Below are 16,556 nucleotides of genomic sequence, written 5' to 3'. Positions count from 1 at the left end.
CGACCCCGGCGCTTGATGCCGGCCTGCCCTTCGCATATCGAGGCGATCGGCGGGCGATGCAATCGGCCATGCGCGCCTTCGCCGCTGGAGATAGTGATGAGCGTATCCTTTGCCCGCACCGCCGTTCTTGCGGGTCTTGGGCTGACCCTTGCCGCGGGGGCGTGTGCGCCGCTGCGCTCGCACCAGGGTTATATCATCGACACCGATCTGGTGAACTCGGTGCAGCCCGGCGTCGACAACCGCCAGTCGGTATCGAGCACGCTCGGCCACCCGACCATCGCCAGCCAGTTCGCGCCCTATGACTGGTATTATGTCGCGCGCGACAGCCGCAACCTCAATTTCCAGAAGCCCAAGGCGAAGGATCAGATCGCGCTGAAGATCAGCTTCGATCCCAATGGCACCGTGAAATCGGTGACGCGGACCGGGCTGGACCAGATCGCCAGCGTCAGCCCCTATGGCAAGACGACGCCGACACTGGGCCGCAAGCGCGGCTTCTTTGAGGATCTGTTCGGCAATATCGGTACGGTGGGCGCAGCGGGCGCCGGCGGTCCGGGTGGCGGCAGCAACACCGGCGGCGGTCGCGACACGCCCTGATCCGGGCGGGTGGTCTGCATCTGACGGCGTATGATACCCCCTGTTGGCCGCGCCGCCTGCTACGCATCGGCGCGGCCGTGCCGTGCTTGGACCGGCACTGATCCCGAAAGGGGAAGGGATCAGGTGGCGCAACGCGCCGCCGCCGCATTGGTTCTATACGGCCGCAAGTTTAAATGTCCGGTACCGTGCCGGGGCGCGGTTCAGCGCACGGTGAAGATCACCTGATCCACCACGCGGCCGGCGAGGTCGATCAGCCGCAGCCGGTGCGCGCCGGGGCCGGGCAGGATCAGCGGCGGGTGGTCGGCGGGGCCGAGGTCGCGCGCGTCGAGCACCACGCGGTGCGCCGCCGCCGCGCCGCTGACGCCGATGCTGAGCCGCTGGCGGTCGATCGGAATGTCGGGGTCGAGCGCATAGACGCTGCCGGCCACCGGGTTGGTGAAGCGCGGGCGGCGCGCGGCGTGCGGCGCGGCGGCGATCACCGTCTGCGCGGTGCCGTGGAGGAACCAGTCGCGGCGCGGCTCCTCGATGCCGTCGGCGAAGGCGATGCGGCGTGCCTCCACGCCGGCGGGTGGTGCCGGCTCGCGGCTGCCGGTGTGCGCGTGCAGCGCCATCATCACGTCGCGCCAGACCGGCGCCGCGCCGCTGGTGCCGGACACCGCGCGCATCGGATCGCCCTCCGCATTGCCGATCCAGACCCCGACGGTGAAGCGGTCGCTATAGCCGATGCACCAATTGTCGCGCATCGCCTTGGACGTTCCCGTCTTCACCGCGGCCCAGAAGGGCAGGCGCAGCGCCGAATCGAGGCCGAAGGTGGCGGCGCGGGCATTGGGATCGGCGATCATGTCGCCGACGATCCAGGCCGCCGCGGGGGCGACGATAGCGCGAGGTGCGGCACGCGGCTGCGCCAGCGTCAGCCGCAGCGGGCGCCAGCGCCCGCCGTCCGCCAGCGCGCGATAGGCGGCGGCCTGTTCCAGCAACGTCACCTCCGCCGATCCCAGCGCCAGCGAGAAGCCGTAGTAGTCGCCATCCTCCACGAGGCCGCGATAGCCCAGGTCCCACAGCCGGTCGCGGAACGGCTCGACGCCGATGAGCAGCAGCGTGCGCACGGCGGGCACGTTGAGCGATCCCGCCAGCGCGGTGCGCGCGGATACCGGCCCCTTGAACCCGCGATCGTAATTCTGCGGCACATAGAGGCCGGAGGCGGTATCGAGCTGCACCGGCGAATCGTCGAGGATCGAGGCGGGGGTGAGATACCGCCGCTCGATCGCCTGGGCGTAGAGGAAGGGCTTCAGCGTCGAGCCCGCCTGACGATAGGCATTGGCATTGTCGACCGCCGGCGCGGTGGAGGCGCCGCCGATCCCGCCGACATAGGCGAGCACGTCGCCGCTCGCATTGTCTACCACCACCACCGCGCCGTCGCGGGCGCGGGTGCCGCCCAGGCCGAGCAGCTGGCGGCGCAGCGCGGCGATCGCGAGCCGCTGCACCCCGGCATCGAGCGTGGTGGCGATACGCAGGCCGGGCCGGGTGAGCAGGCGGTCGGACAGGTGCGGCGCCAGGCCAGGATCGAGCGCCAGGCTGCGCGCGGGGCCGAGCATGGCGGCGGCGGCGGCGGGGAAGCGGGTGCAGTCGCCTCCGCCGGACAGCGCGCAGGCGCGGCGTGCGATCTGGCCGGCATCGGCACGTGGGTCGGGCAAAAGCGCGGCGAGCAGCAGGCCGTCGTCGCGGGAGAGGCTGGCGGGTGTCTTGCCGAACAGGCCGAGCGCGGCAGCACCGATCCCCTGCGCCTCGCCGCGATAGCCGGCGAGGTTGAGATAGGTTTCGAGGATCTGCTCCTTGCTCCACCGCGCCTCGATCGCCCGGCCGGCGCGGATCTGGCGCAGCTTGTCCAGCCAGCCGCGCGCGCCGGGGCGGGCGAGCGCGGGGTCGAGGAAGGCGGCGACCTGCATCGACAGCGTCGAGGCGCCGCGCGGCCGCTGCCGGTCGATCCGCGCCCGCGCGGCGCCACCGGTCGCCAGCCAGTCGACGCCGCCATGGTCGAAGAAGCGATGATCCTCCGCAGCGACGATCGCGTTTCGCGCCGCGGGCGACACGGCGGCGAGCGGCGTCCAGGCGAGCCGGCGCGCGGCGAAGTCGACGCGGGCGCTGTCGATCAGCCGACCATGGCGATCGTAGAGCCAGGATTCGGATGGGTGCCAGCGCGCACGGACGGCGGCATAGTCGGGCAGCAGCGGCGGCCGCGTGGCATAGTCCAGCGTGCCGCCGGCGACCGCGAGCGCCGCGACGAGGGCGATGGCGCGGGCGGGGGTGAAGGCCATGTCAGGCTTCCCACGAGGCGAGCGGGGCGGGCGCGGGATCGACGGAGGGAGCGGAGGCCACACCTTTCCCAACCGTCATCCCGGCGTCCGCCGGAATGACGATGGGGTGTGCACAAGGCTGGCCACTCACCGCTGCGCCACCACCACCGGTGCATTGGGCAGCTGCGCCCGCACGCTTGGCGCATACATCGCCTCGACGCGCGTCGGCGGCAGGCTGAAGCGGCCGGCGGCATTCAGCCGCAGCGCGTAGCTGACGGTGAAGTGGCCGCGCGGCACCCAGGCGTAGAAGCCGCGCCAGCTGTCGTTGCCACGCTCGACGTAGGAGGGCTGCACCCCCTCGCCACTGCCATCCGCCCCCAGCATCTGCGACTGGTTGGCGAGATCGCCGACGATCGTCGCCCCGGCGGGAATGGGATCGTTGACCACCACCCAATTGCGCTCGGCGGTGGCATCGACGGTGATCGTCACGCGCAGCACGTCGCCGCGGGTGAACTGACCGGCTTTGCGCGCCTGCACCACGGCGACGGTGCGCGTCGCCCGATAGCCGGCGAACAGCGGGGCCTTGAGCGGCACCGCGGCACGGATCGACACCGTCGCCCAGGGGCCGCTGCCGCCGCTCTGCCGCAGCACGAGCGGCGTCGGGCCGGCCGGCAGCGGCAGGCTGACCAGCCGCGCGTCGGGTGCCAGCGGCCACGCGCGCGAGACGCCCGTGCCGCCGAGCTGGAGCGTAGTGGTGCCAACGATCGCCTGCGCCGGGTACAGGCCGGCGAACTTGCGCACCGCGACGGCGCCCCAGGCATTGGCCGTCGTCGTGTCCCAATGGCCGCGCGACTGGCGCGAGGCGACGCCGACCATCATCTTCGCCGCCTCGTCCTGCCAGCCCGGCCGGCCGAGCGTCACCAGCAGCGCCTTGATCGCCGCTTCGTCGGCGGAGGACATCAGCCACCAGGGCGCGTTCGCCGCATCGGACAGGTCGAGCCGCGTGCCCTCGTACACCAGCCGGCTGCGCAGCACGCCCTCCGCCTGCGCCTTCAGCGCGGCGGCATTGGCGAAGCCGACGCGGTCGAGCGCGGCGAGGTAATCGGCCAATAGTGCGGTCGGCATCTCGGCCGCGGACAGGCCGATCTGGCCGAGCATCGCCGGGGTGGCCGCTCCGGCGCGGGCGAGCGCGACGAAGGCGACGAGCCGCTGCTGGCGCGGATCGCCGTAGCTTTCGTTGCGCACGCGCCCGTCCAGCACCGCCTTCAGCCCCTCGATCATCCGCGCGCGCGGCGCGGCGGGCAGCGGCAGGCCGGCCTCCGAGGTGATCGACAGGACGTAGGCGGTCAGCGCCTCGGAGCCGTCGAGCGACTCGCTCGGCCAGTAGCGGAGCAGGCCGTCGGGCGCCTGATAGGTCGGGATGGCGCCGGCAAGCGCCGTCCAGCGCCCGGTGTCGCCCAGGGCGACGATGCGGCTCAGCTGCTGTTCGAAACAATCATAGGGATAGTCGCTCATGTAGCGCCGCACCCCGGTGAGCGGCGGTGCGAGCGTATCGGCGAGCTGCACGTCGACCGCGCCGCGGCCGGGCAGTGCGCCTGCCGGTGGTGCGATCGGCAGCGTGGTATCGCCGACACGCGTCAACGCCGCGGCCCAGGTTTCGACCGGCACCGCCGGCACCACCGTTTGCATCGCGGTGATCCGGTCGGCGGCCTTGCCGTCGGCGGTGGTCGCCGTCACCTGCCAGCGCAGTGTGCCGCTCGCTTGCGGGGCGGTGAGGTTCCAGGCGATGGGGGCGGCGCCGCCGGCGGGGATGGTGACGGTCAGCGGCTTGCCGGTGGCGATGCGCGGGAACACCTCCACGCGCGCGGTGACCGTCATCGGCCGGTCGCTGCCGTTCCTCAGCGTGAAGCCCGCGCCATACCAGTCGCCGCTGCGCACCAGCGGCGGCAGGCCGGCATAGATCGACAGGTCCTGCGCGGTGCGGATCGCGGTGGAGCCGGTGCCGAACAGCCCGTCGCCATCGGTAGCGATGGCAACCAGCTTGAACGACGACAGCGCGTCCGACAGCGGCACCGACAGCGCGGCACGCCCCTGCGCGTCGAGCGGCACATGGCCGCGCCACAGCAGCACCGGCTGGAAATTCTCCCGGTTGAGCGCGGCGAGGTCGCCGCCACCGCCGCCGCCGGCCTCCACCGCCTTGCGACCGTAATGGCGCTTGCCGACGACCTGCATCTGCGCGGTCGAGGTGAGCACCGACAGCGGCCGTTCGCCCATCATCGCGCCGAGCACGTCCCAGCTGTCGTTGGGGGCGAGTTGCAGCAGCGCCTCGTCCACCGCGACGAAGGCGACGTCGGCACCGGCGGCGGGGCGACCGTCCGGCCGCCTGACCTGCAGCGCGACGGCGGCGGTGCCGCGCGGGGCGAAGCGCTCGCGATCCGCCTTCACCGCGACGGCGAGGCTATGGCCTTCCCATCCTACCTTCACCTTGGCGATGCCCAGTCGGTAGGCGGGCTTGGCGAGGTCGACCAGCGCCGTCGGCTCGGGCGCGGGCTCGGCCTTCACCAGCCCCAGCTTCGCGCCGATGCCGCGGAGCCAGCCGGTCCAGCCGCTCTCGATCCGGCCGCGCACCGCCATCACCGACACGAAGACGTCGGGCGCGTAGCTGCCCGGCATCGGCACTTCGACCACCGGGTCGGTGCCGCTGAGTTCGGTGACGAAGCTCGACAGGACGCCTTCGCGCTCCACGGTCACCAGCGCGGTGGCCTGGCGGAACGGCATGCGGACCTGGAAGCGCGCCGTCTCGCCCGCCTGGTAGGCGTTGCGTTCGGGGACGACATCCATCCGGTCGCCATTGTCGCCGCCGAACCACCAGGCATCGTCGCCCGCCAGCCACACCGAGCGGACCGCACGCGCGACGTTGCCGTCGGCGTCCTTGGTCGTGGCGACGACATACACCTCGCCCGACACGCCCGGATCGACGCTGCATTGGGCGAGGCCCTGCGCATCGGTGGTCGCCGTACAGGTGGCGTCGAGCTGCGTCGTGCGCATCTGGTTGTCATAGGCATAGAAGCCGCCGATCAGCCGCCGCCGCGCGGTGAGGATCTGGCGGCTATAGAGCGCGACCGACACCTGCTGGTTCGCCCGCGGCTTGCCGTCGGTGCCGAGCGCGACGAAGCGCAGGCGCAGATCGTCCTGCCGCATCAGCCAGCCGTCGGTCCTGACGCCCAGCTGGACCGCCGCGGGATAGACGGGAAGGGTGCGGGTGGCGGTGAGCACCTGGCCGTTCGCATCCTGGTAATCCATCTCGACCCGCATGTCGGCAAGGCCGTCGAGCGCCGGCACGTCGACGCTGGTGCGCGCGGTGCCGCCTGCGCCCAGCGTCACCGGCAGCGTCTGCGTGGGGGGCAGCGGGGTCGGCTGATCGTCGCCGTCGCCGTTCATCGGCTTGACGCCCGGCTCCACCCTGGCACCGCCGAAGGTATAGCCGTCATAGCCTTCCGGTGTGGCGGTGTGCGCGAACCAGCCGACCCGCACATCGACCGGCATGCCCGCGGCTCCGCCGCCGGACAGGTAGCCGACGTACAGGTCGAGCGGCAGCGATCTGGGGCGTACCGCGGCGCCCTTCGGCCCGGTGACGGTCGCGCGCATCGTCGGCAGCTTGTATTCGTCGACCTTGAACGACTGGTCGGTGAAGGTGACGTCGTCCCCGTGCACGATGCGCAGGTCGTAATCGCCCATGGGGGCGCCTTGCGGCGCGGTCCAGCTCGTCTCGCCGATGCCGCGCGCGTCGATGGTCAGCGGCAGGTCGAACTGCGTGTCGGAGCCGCGGTGCGCGAGGCGCAGGGTGCCGGTGAAGCCCGCCGGGATGGTGAAGCCGGTGCCGCTCTGGCGGCGGACGATATGCTTCATGTGGATCGTCTCGCCCTGGCGCACCAGCGCGCGGTCGAAGACGGTGTGGAACGTCTCGGCCGGCGCGGCATAGCCGTAGGGCAGTTCGAAATCATAGGGCCGGATGCCTTCGCCCCAGCTGGTCAGCGCGAAGCTGAAATCGTCCCCGGCGCGGGCCGATACCATGAGCGGGTGCGCGCTGCCCGTGCTTTCACAGCTGCCGTAGGTTTCGGGCGCGGGCAGGCCGGCCGGCACCATCAGGCCGCCGCTGCGGTCGGTGACGCCGCGGGCGAGGGCGCGGCCGGTGCAGCTGTCGCTGATCTGCACGGCGGCGTTCGCCACCGGCCGGCCGCTGTCGAGCGCCGTCACCCAGACGAGGCTGCGTTCGCGCCCCCATTTGAAATGCACCGCCATGTTGGTGACGAGTGCCGCACTCGCCACGTAGCGGGGGGCGTTGCGGCCGAGCAGCGCGCGGCCCAGCGCCGGGCTGGCGAGTTCGACGACGTAGAAGCCGGGCGTGCCGAGCGGAATGCCGACCACCTCGAAGGCACGGCCCTTGCCCGGCAGGCCGAGCTTCAGCCCGGCGCCCTGGTTGCCGAGGATCGACCGATCGCCGGTGTGATTGATCCGCCGCACCACGTCGTCGCCGCGCTTCACCTCCTCGACGTTCTCGTCGTCCGCGGCATCGACGGTGCGCAGCCATTCGGCGACGGCGGCATCCGAATCGCCGACCTTCAGCGTCCGGCCGCCGATCGCGAGGTTGCGGCCCTGCAACGCCGGCTCGACGTTGCGGACGGTGACGGGCAGCACGCCGCCTTGCGTCGATTCGAGGATGCCGAAGGTGGCGGCGAACTTGACCAGCGGCGGCGCGGCATCGAACCGGACGTCGAGCGGGAAGCGTTCGGCATTGGCGAGGGCGCGGCCGCTTTCGTCCTTGATGCCCGCGGGCAGCGTCAGCTTTGCGGTCGTATCGAAGGGCAGCGGCGCCTTGAAAGTCACGTCGGAGACGGTCGCTTGTGACTTTTCGTCATCGGTGAAGGTCGGCGCGATCGCCTTGCCGTCCGCAAAGGCGAGGCGGATCGCCGCGGCCTGGCTCATCGGCACCGGGGCGGTGAAGCGGACGTGCGCCGCCTCCACCGGACTGCATCCGGCGCGCGGATTGGTGCGGCTGCATTCGAAGCGCGCGGTGAAGGGCTTGCGGACGGTATAGTCGAAGCGCTGGTCGGCCCCCGCCAGCCGTCCGGCGGCGGATGCGACCCCCTTGCCCCACACCAGCGCCATGTCGCGTCCCGGCGGCAGCGCCCGGCGGCATTTGAGCGCGGTGATGCCGGCGTAGAGCGCCTGCGCCTCGGCCGGCCTGGCGGGGATCGCCTCGGGCAGTCCGGCGCTGTCGAGGAAGCTGCGCACCGCCCAGTTCCGCGTCCCCATCCCTCCGATCAGCCTGGCCGGCAGATCGGCGGCGAGCAGGTCGACCGGGATCTTCTCGCCCACGCCGTCGATCGCGCAATAGGCGTTGGCCGCGACGGAGGCGCGGGTGGGGGCGATCCCGGCGGCGACCAGGAATATTTGGTCCTCCTCGATCCCGTCGCCGTCGTTCGCCGGCAACACCGCCACCGCGCGCGGGCCGCCGGCATCGACCGCGAAGCTCGCCCGCCCGTTCAGCGCGTAGCCGGCGACGCTCTTCAGCCCCTTGGCAGCGTCGAACCGGCACTTGGCGTCGCCGGTCAGGGCGGCGGCGAAGTCGAACACCCAGGTCTGCTGGTCGACCCAGCGGCCGCTGCCGGCGCAGCCGGTGGTGAAGGGAGCCGGCGCGCGCGGATCGCCGAGCGGCACCATCGGCTGGTTGAAGCGGATCGTATAGCGCTCCACCGCGCCCGCGGCGCCACCGATGCCGGGTTGGGCAAGCACGACCTGCGGGCTGTCGTCGCCGAAGGCCGCTACCGGAGCCAGCGCCAGAGCCAGCACTGCCCATCGCATCGCCGCACGCATTCGCCGTCTCCCCGCCGCAGGCGGAGCGTAAGCGCGATGACCGGTCAAATCCAGTGGCGAGGAAAACCGGCTGGGACGGTCGGTTAGCCACCGTTTCGGGCCTTGTAGGCCGAACCATCTGGGTTCGCATTCACGCCTTTCCGGACATATTTGACTTTCTTTAATCCATTTCGGACATAATGGCCGGGGCTCGAGAGGCCGGGGGGCACATGCTGGAACAGGTGACGGGCATCGTCGATGTTGCCGCGCGCGAGACGATGCTGTTTGCGGCGGCGGGGCTGTTGATCGGCGGGCTCGACGATGGCGTGGTCGACCTCTGCTTCATGGGTCATCGCCTGTCCCGAGGCACGCGGCAGCGGTTGACCGTGGAGGCGCTGGCTGCGCCCGAAATGCCGGGCCGCTTCGCCGTCTTCGTCGCCGCCTGGGATGAAGAAGCGGTGATCGGCGGTATGCTGTCCGCCGCGGTCGCGCGGATCGAACATCCCGACTACCGGCTCTATGTCGGCGTCTACCCCAACGATCCCGGCACGATCGCCGCGGTTCGCGCCGTCGCCGCGACCGACCCGCGCATCCGGATGATCGTGGGGCCGCGCAACGGGCCAACGACGAAGGCGGATTGCCTCAATAGCTTGTGGCGAGCGCTGGTCGCCGACGATGCGACGGCCGGCCGGGCGACGCGCGCGGTCGTGCTGCACGATGCCGAGGATGTCGTCCACCCCGCCGAACTGACCGTCTTCGACGCGCTGATCGACGGGCATGCGGTGGTGCAATTGCCGGTGCTGCCGCTGATCCGGCCGGGATCGCTGGTGTCCGGCCATTATGCCGACGAATTCGCCTATGCGCACAGCATCCAGCAGCCGGTGCGCGCGATGTTAGGCGCCGCCCTGCCGCTTGCCGGCACCGGTTGTGCGATCGCCATGCCGATGCTGGCCGCCATCGCGGCGGAGCGCGACGGCGCGCCGTTCGATGCCACCAGCCTGACCGAGGATTACGAACTGGGCCTGCACGTCGCCGGACGGGGCGGGCGCAGCCGGTTCGCGCGGGTGCGCGATGGGCGCGACGGCAGCCTGGTCGCGGTGCGCGCCTATTTTCCCGATACGATCCCCGCCGCGACCCGCCAGAAGGCGCGGTGGATGACCGGAATCGCGCTCGCCGGCTGGGATCGCACCGGCTGGGCGCGGGCGGGGGCGGTGGCCGACCATTGGATGCGCCTCCGCGACCGCCGCGCGCCGCTGTCGGTGCTGGTGCTGGCGGTCGCCTACCTCGCCGTGCTGCTGTGGCCGGTGACGATCCTGCTGCATTGGTGGAGCCTGACCGCGCATCCCGACGACCGGCTGGCCGACTGGCTGTTGCTCGCCACCTCGCTGCTGCTCGGCTGGCGGCTGCTGATGCGGGTGGTCTGCACCGGCTGCGCCTATGGCTGGCGGCAGGCCTGCTGGTCGGTGCCGCGGTTCTTCGTCGGCAATATCGTCTCGCTGATCGCCGCGCCGCGCGCGATCGGCCGCTACCTGCGGGTGCTGCGCGGCAAGCCGCTGGTGTGGGACAAGACGCGCCACGATTTCCCCGCGATCGAGGGCATCGCGCCGGTATGAGGGGAGGGCGGCCGCTGTGGTTCCTCGTCATCGTGCTGAGCGGCTGGACGGCGGCGCGCGGTGTCGACCTGTACGGTGCTGCCGAGGGAGAGGGCGCTGCCGGGGGCGGACCGCTCCGGGCGTTGGCCGCCGCGATCGGCATCACGCCCGCCGCTGCCGCGCCGGCCCCCGGACTGGTGGCGAAGGTTCGCCATCCCGCGTCGCCTCCGGTGGCAGCGGCGGCATGGCAGAGGCCATTGCCACCGGTAGCCGTCGCGCCGGGTCGGGCCAAGCCGAGAGCCCGGGATGAACCGCAGGTGCGATCGGCGGGCACGCCGCCGTTGCTGCCCGGCGTCATCATGGCGCCGGTGCCTGCCGTTGCCGCCCCCGGCCCACCGCCGGCAGCGCGTCCGGGACGGTGGGCAGGCAGCGCCTGGCTGATCGCGCGCAACGGGTCGGCGATCGGCCTGCCCGGCAGCCAGCTCGGCGGATCGCAGGCGGGTGCGCGCGTCACCTATGGCCTCACCGCCAACCGGCGGCTGGCGCTGGCTGCACGCCTGTCGGCGCCGCTCTCCGGTCGCGGTCGGGAGGCGGCGGCGGGGATCGACTGGCAACCGACCCGGCTGCCGGTCCACGTCCTTGCCGAACACAGGATCGGCCTGGACGGCGGGCGGGGCGGGCCGACGCTGGCGGCGATCGGCGGCTTCGGTCCGGCCGAGGTGACGCGCGGCGTGGTGCTGGAGGGCTATGGCCAGGCGGGCGTGATCGCGCGCGATGGCGGCGAGGGCTTTGCCGACGGCGCGCTGCGGGCGGCGCATCCGCTCGCCACGCTGGCGGGCGTGCGCATCGATATCGGGGCGGGGATATGGGGCGGGGCGCAGCGGGGTGCGGCGCGGCTCGACGTGGGGCCGACGCTCGGGCTGGTCCTGCCCGTGGGCGGGCGCCGCCTCCGCCTGTCCGCCGATTGGCGCCAGCGTATCGCCGGGGATTCTCGACCCGGTTCGGGGCCGGCGCTGTCGCTCGGCACCGACTTTTGAGCATCGGGCGGGGATCGGCGGCTCCGCTCTGGTCCCCTTCGCCGAGCGGCGTATAACGCGCGGGTGGACCTGTACCTTCCCATCGCCAACCTGTCGGTCAACGCCTTCGTCATCATCCTGCTCGGTGGCGGCGTGGGGCTGCTATCCGGCATGTTCGGGATCGGCGGCGGATTCCTGACGACGCCGCTGCTCATCATCTACGGCATTCCGCCGACCGTCGCTGCCGCCTCTTCGGCGAGCCAGGTGACGGGGGCGAGCGTGTCTGGCGTGGTCGCGCATTTCCACCGCAAGGGCGTGGATATCAAGATGGGCGGCGTGCTCGTCGCGGGCGGCATCCTGGGCAGTTTCGCCGGCGCCTGGATCTTTCGCCTGCTGCAGGCGAGCGGGCAGATCGATACGGTGATCGGCGTCGTCTATGTCGTGCTGCTCGGGTCTATCGGCACGCTGATGGCGCGCGAATCGATCAGCGCGATCGGCGTCGCCAAGGGGCGGCGCGCGCCCCGCCCGCGGCGGCGGCGGCATCATCCGCTGGTCGCGGCGCTGCCGCTGCGCACGCGCTTCTACGCCTCCGGCCTCTACATCTCGCCGCTGGCGCCGCTGCTGCTCGGCTTCGGGACGGGCATCCTCACCATCCTGCTCGGCATCGGCGGTGGCTTCATCCTGGTGCCGGCGATGATCTACCTGCTCGGCATGGCGACCAGCGTCGTGGTCGGCACCTCGCTGTTCCAGACGCTGTTCGTCACCGCGGTGGCGACGATGGTGCACGCCACCACGACCAAGGCGGTCGATATCGTGCTCGCCGGGCTGCTGCTGGTCGGATCGGTGGTCGGCGCGCAGCTCGGCGCGCGGTTCGCGACCAAGGTGAAGCCCGAATATCTCCGCCTCGCGCTGGCGGTGATGGTGCTGCTGGTCGGCCTGCGCATCCTGCTCGGCCTCGTCTGGCGGCCGGAGGAGATCTTCACGGTGGAGCTGACGTGAAGCGGGCGGCGCCGCTGCTGCTCGCGCCCCTGCTGATGGGGCAGGCGCCCGCATCGACGGGCAAGCCGGTGCTGGTCCCCGACGTGTCGCAACGCTCGATCGAGATCGCCTACAGCTTCACCGGCGCCGAGCTGCTGCTGTTCGGTGCGATCCTCTACCCCGGCGGGCGGCTGCCGCGCGGCGAATCGCCGACCGACATCGTGGTGGTGGTGAAGGGGCCGACGCAGCCGGTGGTGGTGCGCGAGAAGCAGAAGGTCGCCGGCATCTGGGTCAACGCCGAGCATCTGCGCTACAGCTCGGCACCCAGTTTCTATGCGCTCGCCTCGTCGCGGCCGATCGGGCGGATCGTCGACGAGCGCACCCGCGCGATCTACGAACTGGGGCTCGGCAGCCTGCAACTGTCGCCCGGGTCGAGCGCGGTCAGCGCGGTCGAGCAGCGCTTCCAGCGCGGGCTGGTCGACCTGCGCGAGCGGGCGGGCCTGTATGTCGAGGCGCCGCACGCGGTGGAGATCACCGACGGCGTCCTCTACCGCGCGCGGCTGACGATTCCCGCGCGGGTGCCGGTGGGGCGGTTTACCGCCGAAACCTTCCTGATTCGCGACGGGCGGGTGCTCGCGGCGGCGGTGCGCGACATCGATATCCGCAAATCGGGCTTCGAACGCTTCGTCGCGCGGGCGGCCGAGCGCGAATCGATCCTCTACGGCCTTGTCGCCGTCGCGCTGTCGGTCGGGCTGGGACTGGCGGCGGGATGGATCGCGCGGCGGGTGTGAGGCCAGCAATTACCGTATCTTAACGGCTCGATGCCTATGACCTGTCCGGAATGGACAAGGATCGACCGTGATGACCGAGATGCCGAGGCCGGGCGCGTTCGCCGATGCCGTGCCGCTCGCTGCCGCCGCTCTGGGTGGCGGCGCCGCCGGCCTGACACCGATCGGCTGCGTGCTGGCGATCGGCGGCGGCAGCAGCCGCGTGATGTTCGATCGCAACGCGCTCGACCTGATGGCGCAGGATGGCGATCCGGTGGTCGCTTCGGCGGGCCAAGTCGGCGGACAGATCAAGATGCGCGTCGGCGGATCGTGGCTGGTCGCCAACATCCGCAACCTTGCCCTGCAGGACGGGCAGGGTGATTGGGTGGGCGCCGATATCGACTTCCTCGGCGAGGGCGACGAGGAGCGGCTGACCGGCAAGCTCTATAACTTCCGGCGCGGCGTGACCCGCTATCCGATCCCCGGCTGCGAGGTGTTTCCGGTCGCCACCGCCGACCTCAAGCAGATCTATTCGGCGGCGGACCAGCCGCACATCCAGATCGGCAGCGTCTATCCGACGCGCGACGTGCGCGCCTCGCTCTACGTCGATGCGATGCTGGGCAAGCATTTCGCGCTGGTCGGATCGACCGGCACCGGCAAATCGACCAGCGCCGCGCTGATCCTGCATCGCATCTGCGAACTGGCGCCGCAGGGCCATGTCGTGATGATCGATCCGCACGGCGAATATGCCGCCGCCTTCCGCGGCAACGGCGCGATCTACGACGTCGGCAATCTGCAGATGCCGTATTGGCTGATGAATTTCGAGGAGCATTGCGAGGTGTTCGTCACCTCGGCCGGTTCCGACCGGCAGATGGACGCCGACATCCTGGCCAAATGCCTGCTGATGGCGCGCGCGAAGAACCGGCTGGGGCAGGAAATCGCCAAGCTGACCGTCGATGCGCCGATCCCGTATCTGCTGAGCGATCTCACCAACTTCCTCACCCTCGAAATGGGCAAGCTCGACCGGGCGGGCGATACCGCGCCCTACCTGCGGCTCAAGACCAAGATCGACGAGATCAAGGCCGATCCGCGCTACGGCTTCATGTTTTCCGGCATGCTGGTCGCCGACACGATGGCCGATTTCCTCGGCCGGATCTTCCGCATGCCGGGCGACGGGCGGCCGATCTCGATCGTCGACGTGTCCGGCGTGCCGTCGGAGATCACGTCGGTGGTCGTGGCGGTGCTGAGCCGCATGACGTTCGATTTCGCGATCTGGTCGCGCAACGAGCCGCAACGGCCGATCCTGCTCGTCTGCGAAGAGGCGCACCGCTATATCCCGAGCGGCAACGCCAGCGGCGGGCGCAGTGCCTCGGTCGGGCGCATCCTGGGGCGGATCGCCAAGGAAGGGCGCAAGTACGGCGTCAGCCTGGGTCTCATCACCCAGCGGCCGTCCGATCTGGAAGAAGGCGTGCTGTCGCAATGCGGCACGATCATCGCGATGCGCCTCAACAACGAGCGCGACCAGGCGTTCGTGCGCGCCGCGATGCCCGAAGGCGCGCGTGGGTTCCTCGATTCGATCCCCGCGCTGCGCAACCGCGAATGCATCATCTGCGGCGAAGGCGTCGCGGTGCCGATCCGGGTGAGCTTCGACGGGCTGGAGGAAACCAAGCGGCCCGCATCGGGTGACCCGCTGTTCTCGAAATTGTGGCGCGACGTGGGCGGCGAGGATGCGATCATCCAGCGCACGATCATGCGCTGGCGCGCGCAAGGGCGGTGACCCGGCACGACCTCCCCCACAGCGGGGGAGGACGTCAGGGGTGGCCGACCCTCACCGACAGCAGGCTGGCGACGCGCGCCTTGAACCGGCGCAGCGTGTCGCCGGACAGCGTCTGGACGCTGGCGAAGCTGATCGAGCGCGGGTTGATCGTCTGGCCGTTGCGCCAGACTTCCCAGTGCAGGTGCGGGCCGGTCGACATGCCGGTGGAGCCGACATAGCCGATCACCTGCCCCTGGCGGACATGCTGGCCGCGCGCCACCGCGATGCGGCTCATATGGCCGTAGCCGCTGGCGAGGCCGCCGCTGTGCGCGAGCTTGACGAAATTGCCATAGCCGCCGAAGCGCCCCGCGCCCTGCACGACGCCGTCGAGCGCGGCGTAGATCGGCGATCCGTAGGGCGCGCCGATATCGACGCCCTTGTGCATCTTGAGGTAGCCGAGCAGCGGGTGCATGCGATAGCCGAAGGACGAGGTGATCCGCCCCGCGACCGGCATGCCCATGAAGCCGCGCCGCTCGCTTTCGCCCCTGGAATCGAACCAGGCGGGTTTGCCGCCGTCGTCCCAGCGGACCAGCTGCACCTGACGGCGGCCCTGATCGATGCCCGCAAGCAGCAGGTCGCCGAGGCGCACTTCGCCGGTGGCGGCCCGTTCCTGTTCGACGATCAGGTCGAAGGTGTCGGCGGCGCCGACGTCGCGACCGATCGACAGCCGGGTGGCGAGCGCCTTGATATAGCTTTCGACGACGCGGGCCGGTGCGCCGGCGGCGCGCGCCGAACGATAGAGGCTGGAGCCGACGAGGCCCTGGATGCGCAGCGGCGTCGCATCCACGGCGATCGGCTGGCGCGTCATCACCAGCCCGCTGCCGGCGCGGTCGAGCGTCAGCGCCAGGTCGAAGCGGGCGCGCAAGGCCAGCTTGTCGAGCGGGCGCGCCACCGTCTTGGCCGGGCGGCGGCCGAGCGTCAGGGCGATGCGGGTGCCCGGCTTGATCTGATCGAGCGCGACCGCCTGGCCGACCAGATCGGCGGCGGCACGCGCGTCGCCACGGCCGACGCCGGCGCGCATCAGCATGCGGCCGAAATCGTCGCCCTCGCCCAATGTCGCGGCCAGCTCGACGACGGGGCGTTCGGGCGCCTCGGCCAGCGGCGCGACGAGGTCGTTCGCCGCCATGTGGTGGCCGGTATCCCCGCCCCAGGCGAGCGGTGCGATGCTCTGGGCGCGGGACTCTTCCCAGGCGGTGCCGGTGAGCGGCGCGGGGGTGGCGCCGATGAGCGGGCGAAGGCCCGGCGCGAGCACCCAGGCGGCGCCGGCGAGTGCGGTGAAGGTGGCGAGGCCGCGCCACCAGTCGCGGCTGCCGATCTGCGCGCCGAGATCGGGCACCCAGTCGACCCCGGCGGCGGCGCCGCGCAGGCGCTCGATCCGGCCCAAGTCCCGCGGCACGGCGGGCGCACGGCCGAACGGCCGCGCGGCGGTGCCGCCGGCCAGTTCCCATCCCTGATCGTTGCGTAGGAACACGCGGAAACGGCGCCTCTTTCGATCGTGTCGCCGTGTCGTCCCCCCGGCGTCGGGTCGCAGCGTTGTGGGGGCAAAGTTCTAAAGTCAAATTAACCGCCGGGCTGTACGACTCGCGGTGCGACGAGGCGTTTCCTCGCTGCGGCGGGTGCGCTGCGGGGCATGCCGCCTGCCG

The 16,556-nt window shown here is 71.4% G+C and carries 9 protein-coding genes; 6 read left to right on the top strand and 3 right to left on the bottom strand.

What is annotated here, in order from left to right; all coding sequences use genetic code 11:
• The first annotated feature begins 96 nt into the window (after window positions 1-96).
• A complete protein-coding gene (locus ACTZQ5_RS02160) occupies window positions 97-594 on the top strand; it encodes an outer membrane protein assembly factor BamE (protein ID WP_443583508.1) in 498 nt (165 codons plus the stop codon).
• A gap of 200 nt (window positions 595-794) precedes the next feature.
• Here ACTZQ5_RS02160 and pbpC read toward each other — a convergent pair whose 3' ends face one another.
• Window positions 795-2,909, bottom strand: a complete 2,115-nt coding sequence (gene pbpC / locus ACTZQ5_RS02155) for a penicillin-binding protein 1C (protein WP_443583507.1) — start codon at window positions 2,907-2,909, stop codon at window positions 795-797.
• Between the two features lie 126 nt (window positions 2,910-3,035).
• On the bottom strand, window positions 3,036-8,765 hold the full coding sequence (locus ACTZQ5_RS02150) for an alpha-2-macroglobulin family protein (protein ID WP_443583506.1): 5,730 nt from the start codon (window positions 8,763-8,765) through the stop codon (window positions 3,036-3,038).
• Between the two features lie 179 nt (window positions 8,766-8,944).
• On the opposite strand from ACTZQ5_RS02150, the gene ACTZQ5_RS02145 reads away from it, so the two are divergent.
• From ACTZQ5_RS02145 to ACTZQ5_RS02125, 5 genes are all read left to right on the top strand, one after another.
• Window positions 8,945-10,357, top strand: a complete 1,413-nt coding sequence (locus tag ACTZQ5_RS02145; RefSeq protein ID WP_443583505.1) for a glycosyl transferase family protein — start codon at window positions 8,945-8,947, stop codon at window positions 10,355-10,357.
• Complete coding sequence (locus tag ACTZQ5_RS02140) at window positions 10,354-11,373, top strand: hypothetical protein (protein ID WP_443583504.1); 1,020 nt, start codon at window positions 10,354-10,356, stop codon at window positions 11,371-11,373. Before ACTZQ5_RS02145 ends, ACTZQ5_RS02140 begins: the two co-directional genes overlap by 4 nt.
• A gap of 63 nt (window positions 11,374-11,436) precedes the next feature.
• A complete protein-coding gene (locus ACTZQ5_RS02135; protein ID WP_443583503.1) occupies window positions 11,437-12,351 on the top strand; it encodes a sulfite exporter TauE/SafE family protein in 915 nt (304 codons plus the stop codon).
• 35 nt (window positions 12,352-12,386) lie between these two features.
• On the top strand, window positions 12,387-13,121 hold the full coding sequence (locus ACTZQ5_RS02130) for a TIGR02186 family protein (protein WP_443583701.1): 735 nt from the start codon (window positions 12,387-12,389) through the stop codon (window positions 13,119-13,121).
• A 70-nt stretch (window positions 13,122-13,191) separates the two neighbouring features.
• A complete protein-coding gene (locus tag ACTZQ5_RS02125) occupies window positions 13,192-14,874 on the top strand; it encodes an ATP-binding protein (RefSeq protein ID WP_443583502.1) in 1,683 nt (560 codons plus the stop codon).
• A 34-nt stretch (window positions 14,875-14,908) separates the two neighbouring features.
• Here ACTZQ5_RS02125 and ACTZQ5_RS02120 read toward each other — a convergent pair whose 3' ends face one another.
• Window positions 14,909-16,384: a M23 family metallopeptidase gene (locus ACTZQ5_RS02120; RefSeq protein WP_443583501.1), complete on the bottom strand. Its 1,476-nt coding sequence runs from the start codon at window positions 16,382-16,384 to the stop codon at window positions 14,909-14,911.
• Between the last annotated feature and the right edge of the window lie 172 nt (window positions 16,385-16,556).

Origin of the sequence: Sphingomonas cellulosilytica (assembly GCF_052321755.1) — a bacterium.
Taxonomy (GTDB): domain Bacteria; phylum Pseudomonadota; class Alphaproteobacteria; order Sphingomonadales; family Sphingomonadaceae; genus Sphingomonas.
The sequence above is the reverse complement of the archived record's forward strand: the minus strand, read 5'-3'. Positions and strand labels throughout refer to the sequence as shown.